Annotated in this window: 11 protein-coding genes; 3 read left to right on the forward strand and 8 right to left on the reverse strand. The window is 63.7% G+C overall.

Annotated features, from left to right (window positions below; all coding sequences use genetic code 11):
- The 3 genes from H7A12_03255 to H7A12_03265 are packed head-to-tail and all read left to right on the forward strand — an operon-like array spanning position 1 to position 3,524.
- Positions 1–1,104 (forward strand): alpha-hydroxy-acid oxidizing protein, encoded by a 1,104-nt coding sequence (locus H7A12_03255; GenBank protein ID MCP5319836.1) that lies wholly within the window; start codon positions 1–3, stop codon positions 1,102–1,104.
- A gap of 15 nt (positions 1,105–1,119) precedes the next feature.
- Positions 1,120–1,803 carry a Fe2+-dependent dioxygenase gene (locus H7A12_03260; GenBank protein ID MCP5319837.1) on the forward strand — a complete coding sequence of 228 codons (684 nt, stop codon included), beginning with the start codon at positions 1,120–1,122 and terminating at the stop codon, positions 1,801–1,803.
- A gap of 32 nt (positions 1,804–1,835) precedes the next feature.
- Positions 1,836–3,524, forward strand: a complete 1,689-nt coding sequence (locus tag H7A12_03265) for an arylsulfatase (protein MCP5319838.1) — start codon at positions 1,836–1,838, stop codon at positions 3,522–3,524.
- 89 nt (positions 3,525–3,613) lie between these two features.
- Here the strand turns inward: H7A12_03265 and H7A12_03270 are convergent, their stop codons facing one another.
- The 8 genes from H7A12_03270 to H7A12_03305 all read right to left on the reverse strand — a co-directional run bounded on the left by H7A12_03270 (position 3,614) and on the right by H7A12_03305 (position 16,680).
- Entirely contained in the window at positions 3,614–4,579 is a 966-nt protein-coding gene (locus H7A12_03270) for an alpha/beta hydrolase (GenBank protein ID MCP5319839.1), read from the reverse strand.
- Between the two features lie 138 nt (positions 4,580–4,717).
- Positions 4,718–7,456 carry a DEAD/DEAH box helicase family protein gene (locus H7A12_03275; protein ID MCP5319840.1) on the reverse strand — a complete coding sequence of 913 codons (2,739 nt, stop codon included), beginning with the start codon at positions 7,454–7,456 and terminating at the stop codon, positions 4,718–4,720.
- A complete protein-coding gene (locus tag H7A12_03280) occupies positions 7,453–8,565 on the reverse strand; it encodes a DUF1016 domain-containing protein (protein ID MCP5319841.1) in 1,113 nt (370 codons plus the stop codon). The genes H7A12_03275 and H7A12_03280 overlap by 4 nt, the downstream gene beginning before the upstream one ends.
- Complete coding sequence (locus H7A12_03285; GenBank protein ID MCP5319842.1) at positions 8,562–10,262, reverse strand: site-specific DNA-methyltransferase; 1,701 nt, start codon at positions 10,260–10,262, stop codon at positions 8,562–8,564. The genes H7A12_03280 and H7A12_03285 overlap by 4 nt, the downstream gene beginning before the upstream one ends.
- Positions 10,259–11,095 (reverse strand): KilA-N domain-containing protein, encoded by an 837-nt coding sequence (locus H7A12_03290; GenBank protein MCP5319843.1) that lies wholly within the window; start codon positions 11,093–11,095, stop codon positions 10,259–10,261. The genes H7A12_03285 and H7A12_03290 overlap by 4 nt, the downstream gene beginning before the upstream one ends.
- Entirely contained in the window at positions 11,092–14,025 is a 2,934-nt protein-coding gene (locus H7A12_03295) for a DEAD/DEAH box helicase family protein (GenBank protein ID MCP5319844.1), read from the reverse strand. The genes H7A12_03290 and H7A12_03295 overlap by 4 nt, the downstream gene beginning before the upstream one ends.
- A complete protein-coding gene (locus tag H7A12_03300) occupies positions 14,022–14,168 on the reverse strand; it encodes a helix-turn-helix domain-containing protein (protein MCP5319845.1) in 147 nt (48 codons plus the stop codon). The genes H7A12_03295 and H7A12_03300 overlap by 4 nt, the downstream gene beginning before the upstream one ends.
- Positions 14,164–16,680, reverse strand: coding sequence for a copper-translocating P-type ATPase (locus H7A12_03305; GenBank protein MCP5319846.1), 2,517 nt, complete (start codon positions 16,678–16,680; stop codon positions 14,164–14,166). The genes H7A12_03300 and H7A12_03305 overlap by 5 nt, the downstream gene beginning before the upstream one ends.
- Positions 16,681–16,922: the final 242 nt, after the last annotated feature.

Consider the following 16,922-nt stretch of genomic DNA (forward strand, 5'->3'; position numbering starts at 1 on the left):
ATGTCATCCACGTCGACTCATGCAATTCCCGCCGGGCTGGTATCGGTAGAGGAATACGAGCGGCACGCGCAACGGTGTCTGCCACCGGCGGTGTTTGCACACATCGCCGGCGGCAGCGGCAACGAGCACACGCTGCGCCGCAACCGGGAAGCGTTCGAAACCCTCGCACTGCAACCACGGCTGCTGGTGGATTGCCGCCACGGCAACACGCGTTGCGAACTGTTCGGGCAGGCGTTCCGCCATCCGCTGCTGCTGGCACCGGTGGCATTGCAGGCACTCGTGCACCCCGACGGCGAACTGGCCAGCGCCCACGGCGCAGCAGCGATGGAAGCCGGCATGGTCTGCAGTACGCTGTCGTCGTTCACGCTGGAAGACATCGCGGCCAGACACCCGTTCGGGTTGTGGTTCCAGTTGTATTTCCAGCCGCGCCGGGAGCATACCCTGGACCTCGTGCGGCGCGCCGAAGCCGCCGGCTACCGCTCACTGGTGGTCACGCTCGACACCCCGGTGCAGGCGGCTTCACCGCGCGCCCAGCGCGCCGGCTTCAGCCTGCCGGCTGGCATCCACGCCGCCAACCTGCAGCGCTACCCGACGCCGGAGCAGGTCACGCTTGGCGCCGGACAGAGCGTCATCTTCCAGGGCATGATGAGCGAGGCACCCGGCTGGCAGGACCTGGAGTGGCTGCTCGACAGCACCGAACTGCCGGTGATCGTCAAGGGCGTGACGCATCCGGGCGATGCTGCACGCCTCGCGAAGCTGGGCGTGCAGGGGCAGGTGGTGTCGAACCATGGCGGTCGTGCACTGGATCATGCGCCTGCAAGCCTGGACTGCCTGCCGGCAATCCGCCGAGCGCTGGGCAACGACTACCCGCTGCTGCTCGACAGCGGAATCCGCAACGGTACCGACGCATTCAAGGCACTCGCCTGTGGTGCCGATGCGGTACTGATCGGACGCCCCTGCATTCATGCGTTGGCCGTGGCGGGCGCGCTCGGGGTGGCACACGCACTCAAGCTGCTGCGCGAAGAACTCGAACTGTGCATGGCGCTCACCGGCTGTCCCACCTTGCAGGACATCAGCCGTGACGCGCTGTTTTCCATCGGATGAAAAAGGATCCATCCCATGCTGACGGTGATAGAAAACGTATTCTCGAAAACCGAAGTCGCGGCCTTTCGCAAGGCACTCGATGGCGCCACCTGGGAGGACGGTCTGGCGACGGCCGGCACGCTGGCCTCACGCGTCAAGCAGAACGAACAACTGAACGAACACACACCCCTGGCACGCCAGCTCGGACAACAGGTGCTGCAGCGCCTAGGGAACCATCCGCTGTTCGTGTCTGCCGCGCTGCCGAACACCATCTACCCACCCAAGTTCAACCGCTATCGCGACGGCGGGCATTACGGCCTGCACGTCGACAGTGCGGTGATGGCGCTGCCGGGCACGCCGCAACTGATGCGAAGCGACCTCTCCGCGACGCTGTTCCTGTGCGAACCCGACGAATACGACGGTGGCGAGCTGATGGTGGAAGTGCGCTTCGGTGCCCAGGCAGCCAAGCTGTCCGCAGGGGATCTGGTGCTCTACCCTTCCAGCAGCCTGCACCAGGTCTTGCCGGTCACGCGCGGTGCGCGCGTCTGCTGCTTCCTGTGGCTGCAAAGCCTGGTCAGGGACGAGGAAGACCGCACCGTGCTGTTCGATCTCGACCAGAGCATCCAGTCGCTCACGCAGGCCGTGGGCCCGTCGCATCCGGAAGTGCTGCGCCTCTCGCAGGTGTACCATAACCTCCTGCGTCGCTGGGCCGAGTCCTGAGCGTCACCGTCACACGCAGGGAGTGAGTGGCCATGCGGAATCCGGCATCGAAAACGACAAGACACAGAGCCCACCTGGCGGCACTGCTGTGCGGATTGCTGGTATTCACGCTGGGTACGGAAACCGTTCGGGCCGAACCGACACCACGGCCGAATTTCCTGATCATCATGGCCGACGACATGGGCTTCTCCGATGTGGGCGCCTTCGGCGGCGAGATCAGCACCCCGAACCTCGACGGACTCGCCCGCGACGGGCTGCGCCTGACCGGCTTCCACACCGCGTCCACGTGCTCGCCGACACGAGCGATGCTGATGACCGGAACCGATCACCATCGCGCCGGCATCGCGAACATGGCGGAGATGCTTACCCCTTCGCAGCGCGGCAAGCCCGGCTACGACGGTCATCTCACCGACACGGTCGTGACCGTGGCCGAACTGTTGCGCGATGCCGGCTATCGCACCGTGATGAGCGGCAAGTGGCACCTCGGCAACCGCCGCCCCGAGGATGATCCTGCCAGGCGCGGCTTCGAGCGCGTGTTCGCATTGATCGAGGCGGGTCACAACCACTTCGGCAAGGAGAGCACTCCGCGATCGGAGTGGAGCGCGCACTACACCGAGAACGGCGTGAAGGTCGAACTGCCGAAGGATTTCTATTCCTCGGATTACTTCACCGACAGGCTGGTGAAATTCCTCGACGAAGACAGGACCCGGCCGTTCTTCGCGTACCTGCCGTTCAGCGCCCCGCACTGGCCGCTGCAAGCGCCCGCAGACGTGCGCGACAAGTACAAGGGCCGTTACGACGCCGGCTGGGAAGTGCTGCTGCAGGAACGCGTGGCACGCCAGCAGCAGCTCGGACTGTTGCCGCCGAATGCCGAGACCAGCGCGCCCGCGACACTGCGCGACTGGAACAGCCTCGACGCCGACGAGAAGCGCAGGCAGTCGCGCAAGATGGAAATCTACGCCGCGATGGTCGATCGCATGGACTGGAACATCGGCCGGGTGCTCGAGTCCCTGCGCCACAGCGGCCGGCTCGACGACACCGTCGTCGTATTCCTGTCCGACAACGGCGCCGCACCCGATACGCTGCAAGCCATGTTCGCGAACGTGAAAGGCTTCCAGCAACGTGGCGAAGGCGACTTCGCCGCCTGGGGCAGTGCCGACTCGACGCTGGCCTACGGCCCGCACTGGGCACAGGCCGCCACCGCGCCACGCCGGCTCTACAAGTCGGTAACCACCGAGGGCGGCATCACCAGCCCGACCATCATCCGCTACCCCGGCTTTGCGCGGCAGCACAACAGCATCGACGACCACTTCGCCACCGTGATGGACATCGTGCCGACCGTGCTCGAACTGGCCGGCGTCGAACACCCGGGCACGCACCATCACGACCGTACGGTCGAGCCGCTGCGCGGCAAATCGATGGTTGCGTACCTGCAGAAAAAGACCGACCGCGTGCACGAGGAAGACGAGGCCATCGGCTGGGAACTGTTCGGCCAACGCGCGCTGCGCCAGGGCGACTGGAAGGCGGACTACGTCAGCGAACCCAACGGTTCCGGTCGCTGGGCGCTGTACAACCTGAAGCAGGATCCGGGCGAGCGCCACGATCTCTCCACACAGCAACCCGAGCGACTGAAGCAACTGGTCGCGCTGTGGGAAGACTACGCGCGCGATATGGGCGTGATCCTGGACGAGCAGGTGGTTGGCCCCTACACGGGCCTGTAGGGATGCATTCACGGTGCCCCACCGGTGTGTGCGAAGGTGTCGTCACACGCAGATCGTGCGAGCGCTCGAGGGGTCTTGCGACAGCCGCTTCATCCGGCGGGTGCACGCGCGAACGCGCGTCGCAGCGCTGCGAGCGCGTTGCGCTGCGCGTCCTGGGTGAGTGCTGCAGCAACGGCCATGTCGGAACCGTGGAAGGCGCCCGGATAGACGTGCAGTTCGGTCGGCACACCCGCACGTATCAGGCGCTGCGCATAGTCCATGTTCTCATCGACGAACAGATCGAGCGTGCCCACCGAAATGAACGCGGGTGGCAGCCCGGCGAGATCCGTGGCCCTGGCTGGTGCTGCGTAGGGTGATACCCCGGACGCACCGGGCTCGTGCCCCAGCAGACAACTCCAGCCGATACGATTGGCGGTCGGTGTCCAGACGAACTCGCCGGCATACGGATGCGGATCGCTGCTGGTGCAGGTGCGATCGTCCAGCATGGGATAGATCAGCCGCTGAAACGCGAGCGGCACTTCGCCCCGATCGCGTGCCAGCAACGCCAGCGCTGCCGCAAGCCCGCCACCCGCGCTCTCGCCGCTCACGGCGATGCGCGCAGCATCCACGTTCAGTTCGCGTGCACTGGCGTGCAACCAGCGCAGCGCCGTGTAGCAGTCTTCCAGCGGCCCCGGATGCGGCGTTTCGGGAGCGAGCCGGTAATCCACGGCGACGACGACACAATCGAGTTCGACCGCCAGCACCCGGTTGGCGGCGTCCATCATGTGCATCGAACCGAACACATAACCGCCGCCGTGGATATGCAGCACCGCCGGCCGTGGACGATCCGCACGAGTTCGCGGGCGATACACCAGCGCGCCGATCCGGTGGCCTTCGGGTGCCGGTATGCTCACCTCCTCGAGGTCGACCGCAAGCTCGGGAGGCGGTGGCATCCCGCCCGCACGCTGCTGCATGTCGGTGCGCATCGCCGGGATGGATTCCCGCGAAAACTCCAGTGTCGGCAGCAGTTCGAGGGCAACGAGCAGTTCGGGGTCGATGAGGTGACGTGTGTCCATGCGGGTGCTCCGGATGTGGGTGCAGATGCGGCGTGGGTGCCAACGATACTTGAATCGGTATTGATGTGCGTGCTGATCGGCACCTGGACAACGTCGGCCGTGGTGTGCCGCTGTCCTTGCTTCGCCTGGCAATCCGCCTCACTCCTGCTGCTCGAAGCGCAGCAACTCGGCCAGACGCCTTGATTCAGCCATCTCATCGTGGGGCACCAGGAGGTATTTCCACGGTTTGCCACCAACGCTCCTGGCGTGATCCGAAGCGTACCGGCACCAGCGCACCGCCGCAGCAGCCTTGGCGACGACTTCGTCAGACTTCAGGTCGTCCCGCTTCTTGGTCTCGGCCAGGAGGATGAACGAATCCATCTCCACCACGAAGTCGGGAACGTATTCCGGTTGCTCGGTACCCAGCTTGTAAAAGATCTGGAACTGCCCCTTCGCGGGCTTGAACCACTTGCTGGCGTCGCGTTCGAGGATGACGGAGAAACGGCGCTCGGTGTCCGAGTCGAACTTCTGCAGCGGGTACAGGCACTTGCTGAACCCGCCGAACAACATCGTCTTGATACGGCCAACGTCGTCCACGGTTTCGCGGTAGTGGCGCGGCGCTTGTCCCGCCGTGGCCGTGTAGTTACAGGGCTTGAGTTCCGTGAAGCCGCGACTGACCTGCACTTCAAACTCGGTCGCCTCCTCGAAGAAATGCGCCATCATCTGTGCGTGGATTTCATTGGCGATGGTCTTTCGTTGCCCATCCAGCACGTTGAGTGCATCGGGTTCTGACAGGTAGCTCTGCAGGTGCTTCACCATCTGGCCCGCGAGGTCGTAGAGCAGGTCGGCGTGGGTGAAGTAGTCGATGTCGTCGAAGTCCACCAGCGCGTGGACGATGTAGTCCTCCGGGCGCTGCTCCTTCAGGCCGATCTCCGCCGCCAGCGTGAACTGCTCGTTGGTGCGCAGCATCTGACCAATGATCTCGCGCTCACCCGGTTGCAGGCGAAACTGGCTCACGTCCAATGAGAACGAGCGAAAGCCGGTCGTCACCTCACCCTGGGGCACCACGGCGATGCGCGGAATGTCGATGGTCTGCTGCACCACGATCTCAGCGGCCTTGGCCACCACGGAAGACAGATCGAGCGCTGGAGCAGATTCATCCACACCCGCCAGCAGGCTGCCCTGCAGTGGGCGCAAACGTTCCGCCACTTCAGCCTGAATAACCTGCTGCACTTCGGACGTGAGCAGTGCGCTGCTCGTTGGCACCAGATCACGCCTGACCTCGTACTTGGCAATGACCTCCATCACCATCCGCGCCGCCTGCTTCTCCGCCTCGGTGGTGAAGATCGGCGTTGGTGCTGGTTTTACCTCACCGCCATTGGCGGCCGCCGAGGCCGAATAAACTGCGGGCGCAGCGTCCATCAGACCAAGCAGCGTTGCTGCGCCCGATGCGACCTGCACGCTCACCTTCTTATCGTCGGCAGAAGGTGCATCCAAGATGACCTGGTTCAGCCGGATCGGCGAATCGCCACGGTTGGCCTCGTCGATGATTTCCTGAAACTTGTCGTGGGCAACGATGTTCAGGCGATCCACCGCCGCCACACCGGTGCGCTTGCCGTAGGGCAGGCGCAGGCCGCGCCCGATACTCTGCTCGATCAGCGTGCGGGCATTGGCGGCGCGCAGCGGGACGATGGTGTAGAGGTTGGTCACGTCCCAACCCTCCTTGAGCTTGTTGACGTGAATCACGATCTCGGTCGGCTCGTCCACGCTCTCCACGGCCAGCAGGCGCGTGATCATCTCTTCTTCTTCCGCACCTGTGCGGCTGGAATCCACCTGGATCACCTTGCCCGCGTAGCGCCCCTCGTAAAACGCTTCCGATTCCAGAAGCGCCAAAAGTTGCCCCGCGTGCGTGGTATCGCGTGCGATGACGAGCATGAACGGCTTTACCGGCTTGACCCCGTTCTCGCGGGCGTAGGTGAGCAACTCGACCTTGGTGGTCTCGTGCAGGCGCACGCCGTCTTCCAGCTTGGTCTTCTCGACTTCTTCCGGCGTGTGGTCACTGGCCTTGAAGTTGCGCTGGGTGACGACCGCCGGTTCCTTGACGAAGCCATCTTCCATCGCCCGCGCCAGCGGGTAGTCCATCACCACGTTCTTGAACGGCACCGGCCCCTTGCCGGATTCCACGAACGGCGTTGCCGTCAGCTCCAGACCGAACAGCGGCTTCAGCTCGTTGATCGACCGCACCCCGGCACTGGCCCGATAGCGGTGCGATTCGTCCATCAACAGCACCAGGTCGGGCAGGTTCGCCAGGTGGTTGAAGTAGCTGTCGCCCAGCACCTCGCGCATCCGTTTGATGCGCGGCTCCTTGCCGCCACGCACTTCGGAATTGATCTTGGAGATGTTGAAGATGTTGACGCGCACATCGTGGGCAAAGCCCATCGACTGATCGTCCACCGCCGCACCGGTCTGGTCGTAGTTGTCGCCCGTGATGATCAGCGGCGCTTGCTGCGCGAACTCGGCGATGCCCTTGAGCACGTACTTGGGCGTGTTGCGCGTGAAGTCCGTGATCAGCTTGTTGTAGATGGTCAGGTTGGGTGCGAGCACGAAGAAGTTGTTGATGCCGTGTGCCAGATGCAGGTAGGCGATGAACGCGCCCATCAGACGCGTCTTGCCCACGCCCGTGGCCAGCGCGAAGCACAGCGAGGGGAACTCGCGCTCGAAGTCTTCCAACGTCGGGAACTGCGCCTTCAATGTGGAAAGAATGGCGGCCACATCACGCTCATGGCCCAGCATTTCCGGCGCGGCATCCAGCGCCTGTTTCAATCTGGCCAGCGATTCAGCCTGCGGCGCGCGCAGCGACAAACGTCCGGTGATGTGGCTTTGTACGCGGGTGCTCATTGCTCATCCCCCTCATCTTGGCTGCCAGTTATTCGAGGATTTCGAATAACTGCCTGCTCATCCTTTGCATCGTGTTCAGGCAGGCCATCGATCGCCTCCAGCTCGCTTTCCAATTCCTCCACCGTCGGCAAACTGGTGACCAGCGTTTCAGGCAGAGCACGCACGAGTGCGTATTCGGCCACGCCAATCGGCTTGTCAATGCCGGATAGTGCATATTCCGCAACCGTCCGCTTCTTTGTCTTGCACAGCAGAAGGCCGATGGTGGGCTTGTCGTCGGGTGCTTTGACCTGCTTGTCCACGGCGGTCAGGTAAAAGTTCAATTGCCCGGCATGTTCGGGCTTGAAGGCCGTGGCCTTCAGCTCTACCACGACATAGCACTTCAGGCGCGTATGGTAGAAAAGCAAGTCGATGAAAAATTCATCGTCCTCGATCTCCAGCCGAAATTGGCGCCCCACGAAGGCAAAGCCGCTACCCAACTCCAGCAGGAACCTGGTGATGTGCCGCACCAAGGCGTTCTCGATCTCGCGCTCGTGGGCGTCGTCGCCCAGACCGAGAAAGTCGAACAGATACGGGTCTTTCAACGTCTCGTGCGCCAGTTCCGAGTGCTGTGCGGGCAGACGGACATCAAAGTTGGTGATGGCCTGTCCCTGGCGTTCCAGCAGGCGGTTGCGGATGTGGAGCTCCAGCGTCGTGCGCGACCAGCCTTCCGCGATCGCCTTGCGGGCATACCATTCGCGGTCGGCGGGTTGAGCCTTGGTCAGAAGGGTGACGAGGTGGAACCACGGCAATTGGTCAGCAGGCTGCTGACCAAATCGGATGTCGGGGCAGTGCTCGGCGAAATAGCGCATGTATTTCACGTTGCTGCTGGAGAATCCCTTCATCTCCGGGAAGGCTTCGCGCAGGTCACGCGCCAGCCGCTCAATGACCTTGCTGCCCCAGCCCTGTCGGGCCTGCCGTTCCAGAATGTCCCGGCCAATCTGCCAGTAGAGGCGAATCAGTTCCGCATTCGCCGCCAGCGCCGCACGCTGGCGGGCTGCCGTCACGCGGGTCTTGAGATCGGTCAGCCAGTCGGCATAGTCCGGCGGGAAAGTCGCAATTTTCTTGCTCATGCCTCGCCCTCCCCAACACCGAACAAATCTGCTATGGGCGCGGTTCTTTTGGCTCGGCCTTTTCCGATGGTTTGCGGGGCAGGCGCTTGCGGCTCCGACTTCGCCATCGGCAGATTCGCCACATTCAGGCTGTAGTCGTCGTGGCCCCATTCGCAGCGGGCCAGCACCATTTTCGGGATCTTCTTCAGCGTCAGGTTCGGCCAGCGCTCACCCGCCTGTGCGGCGCTCACACCGTGAAAGGCCGAGCAGCACACCAGGAGGCTTCGCTCGAAGCCCACTTCCTCGGACAGCGCCTGCAACTGCTCGGCGCTCAGGTTCTGCGTGGTGACGTAGATGAAGTCGCGCTCGCTGGAGTGGCCGTGCTGCCACCACTGCACCTCGGAGGGTGCGTAGTTGAAGCCTTCCAGCTTGGCGAGCGCCTCGGCCAGTTGAGCGGCGTTGTACTCCGGGTTGATGACCGGGTTGCCCCAGCAATCGTTGACGATCAGCGAAGGTGCGAGGCTGTAGTAGCGGAAACCGCCACCACCTTGCCAGCTCACCGCCTTTGAAATACCGCCCGGATCCTCGCCGTCGATCACTTTCTTGAGACGCGGAATGATGTGCGTGTGGCAGTGCTCGCCCAGTTCGACCATGATCCAGCGGCGGCCCATTTTTTGAGCAACTGCGCCAGTGGTGCCTGAGCCGGCGAAGGAGTCCAGCACGAGATCGCCCGGATCGGTGGCTAGGGCCAGGACTCGCTGAAGCAACTTCTCTGGCTTAGGTGTAGCAAATGGGTCGTCGGGATTGATCGCTTTGACCTCCTCCCGAGCCTCATGGTTGTTGCCAGCGTCGGTGTGCAACCAGATCGTAGGAGCAGGCGGAGCTGATAGCTTTAGGTCTCGCAAGAACGTCTTCCTGGAGGGTGATGCTGCGCCATCGCTCCCGAACCAGATTTCGTTGTTGCGATCCATCTCACGCAGAGCGTCGGCTGGGAACCGTGGCGACGCACCGCGTGGAGGCGTCCAAACGACGCCATTCTTGAACGTGAATGAAAACGCTTGCTCCTTCTCTGAGCCGGTACGTTTGGCATACAGCGGCGTGGACTTCCACGGGCCTTTTGGATGGCTATCTGGATTACGGTACCGGGCATCCATTGCGGCCGTTCTCTCAAGTCGATTCGGCCGCCACGACTCCTTGACCTTTGTATAGATCAACACGTGGTCGTGGGTGTCTGCTAACCATTTGGCATCGTTCGAAATCGTGTACTTCTTTTGCCAGACGACGTTCGAGACGAAGTTGATTCGTCCAAACACTTCATCGCACAACACCTTCAAATAATGCGCTTCGTTGTCATCAATCGTGATCCACAACGAGCCATCCTCGGACAGCAGGCGTCGGATGATCTCCAGTCGATCCCGCATCAGTCCCAGCCAAATCGAGTGTTCCAACCCATCATCGTAGTGCGTGAAAGCACTGCCGGTGTTGTACGGCGGGTCGATGAACACGCATTTCACCCGACCAGAAAACTCCTGCTCCAGCGCCTTCAGCGCCAGCAGGTTGTCCCCGAAGATCAGCCGGTTGTCGAAGATGTCGTTCTCCGTCACGCGCTGCCTGGCGTGGTACGACTTGGCCGGGTCTTCGAGCAGGATGCGCGGCTCCAGCCTGGGGCGCTTGTCCTTGCCGATCCATGTGAGCTCTAGTTTTCTCTTGTCACTCATTTCAAAACCTTCTGTGCCGTGCCGGGCAAACGCTGCAAGGCAGGGTTGCCAAGCAGGGATTGCATTTGCGTGATGGCAATGGCGTTGAGTTGTTGCAGGCGTTCGGCAGGTGCGATGCCTTGGTGGATCAGCACTGCATTCAGACTTTCCAGATTGGAGAGCACGACCAGTTGCTCCAGTGTGGCGCTGTCGCGCATGTTGCCGGTTTCATTTGGGTTGGCTTGCCGCCACTGGGCGGCGGTGTGACCAAACAAGGCGACATTGAGCAAGTCTGCCTCCGTGGCATAGACCACGCTGGTTTGCGCCTGGCTCAAACGGCTGGGAATGAGATTTGCCTTGATGGCGTCGGTATGGATTTTGTAGTTGACCTTGGCCAGTGTGCGCTGGAAGTTCCATTCCAGTGAGGTGGCGCGGGCTTCATCGTCCTTGAGGCGCTGGAATTCCTTGATCAGATAGAGCTTGAACTCGGGGCTGATCCACATTCCGAATTCGAAGGCAATGTCCTTGTGGGCATAGGTGCCGCCGTAGCGTCCAGCCTTGGCCTGTAGCCCAATGGCGCCCGTCTTCTCAACCCACTCTTTGACACTGAGCTTGTAGCTGTTCAGCCCTGCCTGGCTTCTAATTATGGCGAATTCGCCGGAATTAAACGCCGGGTTGAAGATGGATTCCCAAATGCCGAGAAACTCGACCGTGTTCCTGTTGCGCAACCAGTCCGAGATAAAAAAATCGCCATCTTTGGCTTTCAGCATGTCGGTCAGACAGATGTAGTCCTGACCCTGCCAGTCACTCACTGTTACCTGCGTGTCTTTCACGGTGATGATGCGGTTTTTCATTTCAACTCCCATTCGATGGCAAACAACACGCGCTCTTCCACCTGCTGCTGTAGCTGCGCTTCCAACTGGCCGATGAGGTCGTTGCGCTGCGCTTCGACTTCATCCTGCCGGATGAACAGTTCGCGGCGCAGCTTGCTGCGCTTGCCTTCCAGGTCGCGCTGGCGTTTCTGGTGCGCCAGCTTTTCTTCCAGCGTGGGCGAGGTCGCCGCCGTGCGACGCACCTCCTTGATCTCGCGGTCGATCTCCTTGATCTCCTGCTCGAGGCCCAGCTTCAGGTCGTCCGCCCAGGCATCCAGCTTCTGCACTTCCTGTTCGAAGTAGCCGAGGTTGCGTTGATTGATCGCCCGCAGCAGTTCGACCTTTCGGCTTGCCACGTCGGCGACCAAGGTGGCGTTGCCCGCGTCGTTGAACAGGCCCGCCGGCAGCAAAGTCGCAGGCAGGCGCAACAGCTTCTCCGGGTCTTCTTCGGCGAGCGTGGCGCCCTCGTGTGTGGTGGCAGCCACCAGCAGATGCTGCTCCTGGTTGCCCAGGGCAGAAACTTCGATCAGCTTCAGCGTGAGCCACCCGGCCTTGCCGCGATACGGCTCCAAGGTGCTGACCTTGGTGCCATGTCCGTCGTAGTCGAACACCAGTTTGGCGTCGTCCAGCGCGCGGGTCTTGGCCTGCTGCGTGAGCCACAGCGCCAGCGGATGATTGATGCGGTACAGGTGGGCATCGCCGGATCGGCGCGGCAGTTCGTAGCGGCCTAATGGAATGGAAGCGCTGTCGATGCCTGAGCGTCCACTGGCTTCGATGCCGTCCGGCGTGCGCAGCAGGTCGAAGCCGTCGTTATCGAAGCGGGCGCAGTCGCCCAGTTCGGCCCGGCTCAGATCCATCAGCATCCGTTCGAAGCGGCTGCGGGCGCTGCGGCTGTCCTCGGCGCGGACGCGGAGCTTGTCCTGCACTTCCTCGTCGAAGTGCTCCAGCAGAATCCGGCGCGTCTTGACCATCGCTTCGCTGATTTCGCCCGCGAGGTCGAGCTGGAGCTGCTCGAAGCTGGCCTTGATCTCGCTCGGGTTCCGGCAGTTCTGGTAGATATCGGCGATGCGGCGCTCGAAGTCCACGCCGGAGCCAATCGCGCCGAGCACTTCGTCGCTGGCCCCGAACACGCCTTCGAACAGCTGGAACTTCTGCGCCAGCAGTTCGTACACGCGGGCATCTGCCTCGTTGCTGCGATCCACGAAGTTGACCACCACCACGTCGTGCTTCTGCCCGTAGCGGTGGCAACGCCCGATGCGCTGTTCGATGCGCTGCGGATTCCACGGCAGGTCGTAGTTGATGACCAGTGAGCAGAACTGCAGGTTGATGCCTTCGGCGCCCGCTTCGGTGGCGATCATCACCGTGCCACGTTCCTTGAAGTGCTCGACCAGTGCCGCACGGGTGTCGGCGGTCCTGGAGCCGGTGATGCGGTCGGTGCCTGCGTGGCGTTTGAGCCAGTCCTTGTAGGTGGCTTGCGCGCGGGAGTCGCTGTTGCTGCCGTTGAACAGGACGATGCCGTCGCCGTAGGGCCCAGCATAGGAAGATTGAGCCAACAGGCTCAGGAGGTAATCCTGCGTGCGCCTGGATTCGGTGAAGATGATGGCCTTCCTGGCCGCGCCCAGGCGTTCCAGCTCCGCGAACGCCCTGTCGAGGGCGGTGAGCAGCGCCTTGCCCTTGGCGTTGTCGCGGATGCTGGTGGCAAGCCGCTTGAAGTGGCGCAGCTCGTCGATCTCGTTCGTGATGGCGGCGCGTTCCTCCTTGCTGGGCCCGGCCGCATCCGCTGCCGAGTCGTCCTCGCCATCGACGAACTCCTCGGCGGTTTCATCCAGCGACTCGTAATCTTCGTCCAGCTCGTCCGCCAGATCGACCACGGGCGATGCGTCGAGCACGGCTTGCAGGCGTTTGGACATCGTTTCCAGCGCGCCCGCAATCGCGTGTGTGCTGGACGCCAGCAACTTCCAGAGGACGAGCGAGATCAACTGCCGCTGACTCTGCGGCAGCGCCTGCAGGTTGGGGCGGCGCAGGTACTCGGCGACGAGGCGAGAGAGCTCCTGTTCCTCGTTCGTCGGGGTGAACTCCTGCACGATGGCCTTGCGCGCCGTGTAGGAGACGTAGGGCTGCACCTGCTTGCGCAGGGTACGTTTGCAGACGGCGGCCAGCCGTTCGCGCAATGCACCGAGGGCTTGATCGCGGCCATTGGAGGTGAACTGCGTGCGGAAGCTGTCGAGGTCGCCGAAGACGCGGTCGTCGATGATGCTGACGAGACCATAGAGCTCCACCAGCGAGTTCTGCAAGGGCGTGGCCGTAAGCAGCACCTTGGAATGGACGTGCGCCATTGCCTCCTTGAGCGTCCTGGCGATGACGTTGCTGGTCTTGTAGACGTTGCGCAGGCGATGCGCTTCATCGAGAACGACCAGGTCCCATTCGATCTCCTTGATGTCGTTGGCCTTGGCCTTGGCGAACTGGTAGGAGCAGATGATCGGGCCCGTTTGTCGGTGAGGGGGCATCAGGAACGGGTTCTGCCGCTCCTGCTTGCGGATCGCGTTGTAGCTCCTGGTTTCGAGGATCAGCCCCTGCAGGCTGAACTTGTCCTGCAGTTCCTGATGCCACTGCTTGCGCAGGTTGGCCGGGACGATGATCAGAATCCTGCGCCGTCGCTCCGCCCAGCGTTGCGAGATCACCAAGCCCGCCTCGATGGTCTTGCCGAGGCCCACTTCGTCGGCCAGGATGACGCCGCGCGAAAGCGGATTGCGACAGGCGAAAAGGGCGGCATCGACCTGATGCGGGTTGAGATCGACCTGTGCATCCACCAGTGTCGAGGCCAGCGATTCCACGGTGTCGCCTGCCGCGCGGCGGGTGAGCAGCCACGCGACGTACCGGCTTTGATGCGGCGTCAGCAGTGGTTGCGTCATTTCCGTCCCTTGGGCTTCGTCTCGTTCTCGTTGATGCGGGCGGCGATCCAGCGGTCCAGTTCGGAACGCCGGAAACGCCACGTTCCACCGAACTTGAACGCCGGAATCTCCCCGCCGGGCGCGCTCACACGGGGTGGATCAATGCGGCTTCCAGCGCGTCAGCAGCAGCGCGTTGCTGACGACGAAGAAACTGCTGAAGGCCATGGCGCCGCCGGCGATCACCGGACTCAGTGCACCGAAGGCCGCCAGCGGGATGCCCACCGCGTTGAACACGAAGGCCCAGAACAGGTTCTGGCGAATCTTCAGCGTGGTGCGGCGCGACAGCTCGATGGCATCCGCCACCAGCCCCGGATCGCCCCGCATCAGCGTCAGCCCCGCAGCGTGCATCGCCACATCGGTGCCGCCACCGTGCAGATCACTCATCGCGATGCCGACGTCGGCTGCGGCGAGCGCCGGTGCGTCGTTGATGCCGTCGCCCACCATCGCGACGTGTACGCCGCCCGCCTTGAGCTCCTCGACGATGCGTGCCTTGTCGGCCGGCAACACGTCGGCACGCACCTCGCCGATACCGAGCTGTGCCGCCACGGCAGCAGCGCTGCCGGCGTTGTCACCGGACACCAGCACGGTGCGCAAACCCATGCCGTGCAGGTGCCGAATGGCGGCCGAAGAACCGGCCTTCGGTGCATCACCGAAAACCAGCAGCCCGAGCAGACTCGGTGCCTGGAGCGCAGCAGCATCCACGGCAGCGGCTTCGACCAGCCACGACACCGTGCGCCCCACGCGCTGGAACCCGTCCGCGCGCGCTTCCAGTTCACCGAGTGCGACACCACGCTCGCTCATCCAGCGGGTGCTGCCCAGCTCGAGCACACGTCCGTCCACGCGCCCGACCACACCTCGCCCGGGCACGGCACGTATGTCTTCGGCGAGCGGGACCTGCAGGTTTGCGTCGGCCGCCGTCCGCACCACGGCCCGTCCCAGCGGATGCTCGCTGCCCGCCTGCAACGCCGCCGCTGCCTGCAGCACGTCGCTTCGGCCGCCCTGCGCCGCCAGGATTTCCAGCAACCGTGGCTTGCCCTCGGTGAGCGTACCGGTCTTGTCGAAGGCGACCACGCGCACCGTGCGGGCCAGCTCCAGCGCCTCCGCGTCCTTGATCAGGATGCCGTGGCGTGCCGCCACACCGGTGCCCGCCATGATCGCGGCCGGCGTGGCCAGCCCGAGTGCGCAGGGGCAGGCGATCACGAGCACCGACACGGCGTTCAACACCGCCCGCGTCCAGTCCTGCCCGATCAGCCCCCAGCCCAGCAGCGTGACCAGCGCCACCAGCACCACTGCCGGCACGAACACGGCGCTGACACGATCGACCAGACGCTGCACCGGCGGCTTGCGCGCCTGCGCCGATTCGACCAGTCGCGCGATACGCGCCAGCGTCGACTCCGCCCCCACCGCGGTCGTGCGTACGATCAGCAGCCCCTCGGCATTCAACGCACCGCCGGTAACACGCTCACCGACGCCGCGCGCCACCGGCAGGCTCTCACCGGTGATCAGTGATTCGTCGACATGACTGGCACCCTCGACCACGACGCCGTCCACCGGCAGCCGCTCACCCGGACGCACCAGCACCAGATCATCGACGCGCACCTCGTCGATCGGCACATCGCGGTCGATACCATCACGACGCACGCGCGCCGACAGCGGACGCAGACGCTGGAGCGCACGGATGGCGTCCGTCGCCTGGCGCTTGGCACGCGATTCCAGCCACTTGCCGAGCAGCACCAGCGCCACCACCGCTGCAGCAGCCTCGAAGTAGAGGTGCGGCATTTCACCCGCACGCGGTGACAACCAGCCTTCGTAGACGCTCAGGCCGAAGGCCGCACTGGTGCCCATCGCCACCAGCAGATCCATATTGCCGGTGCCGGCGCGCAGCGCCTTCCAGCCAGCACGGTAAAAACGCGCGCCGAGCCAGAACTGCACCGGCGTGGCGAGCGCAAGCTGCACCCACGCCGGTGGCATCCAGTGCACGCCGAAAGGCATCGCGAGCATCGGCAACACCAGCGGTGCGGACAACACGAGTGCAAGCACGACACGCGCGCGCTCATCGAGCGTGAATGCCGTACGCCTTCGTGCATCGGAGCCGCCCTGCACACTGGCTGCACCAAATGGGTCTGCAGCGATCCGGTCGTGCATGGCATAGCCGGCACGCGTGCCGGCGGCGATGAGTTCGGCACGCCGTGCCGGCACATCGTCGGCACGTGCAATGACGGTGACGCGTGCCGACTCGGACGCCAGGTTGACCTCGGCAGCCAGCACGCCGGGTACAGCCGCGAGCGCCTTTTCGACACGCGCCACGCACGAGGCACAGCTCATGCCGTCGACGCTGAAATCCAGCGTCGGTCGCGGCACCGCGTAACCTGCCTGCTCGACCGCCGCGACGACGGGCTCCAGTGCTGCGGTTGGCGTGCCCAGCGTCAACGTCACCGTTTCGCTGGCCAGGTTCACGGCCGCGTCGGCCACCCCGGGTGCGGCCTTCAGCGCCTTCTCGACGCGTGCCGCGCAGGACGCGCAGGACATGCCGTCCACCGGCAGTGTGTACGTAAACGCCGCAGTTTCCGGCGTTTCGTCCGGCGTACGCGACAGGGGAGCAGTGCGTGTGTTCATGCGGCGAGACTACACGAAACAAGCGGCTTGCGTCGCGCTGCCGAGGCTGTCGCAAAACGCCGTGAAGCGTGGGGCGATGTCTTTGCATCGGGGGGCGTGTGCCGCAGGGATGCGGCACTCGAGCCTGCAGGGATGCATTTACGGCGTCCCACCGGTGCGAAGGCATCGTCCCGCGCTGCCCGCATCGACGATCGGAGACTTTTGCGACAGCCTCGGCACACCCGCACACCGACGCAACCCGT

The organism is Pseudomonadales bacterium (assembly GCA_024234165.1).
In the GTDB taxonomy this organism is placed as follows: Bacteria; Pseudomonadota; Gammaproteobacteria; order Pseudomonadales; family UBA5518; genus UBA5518.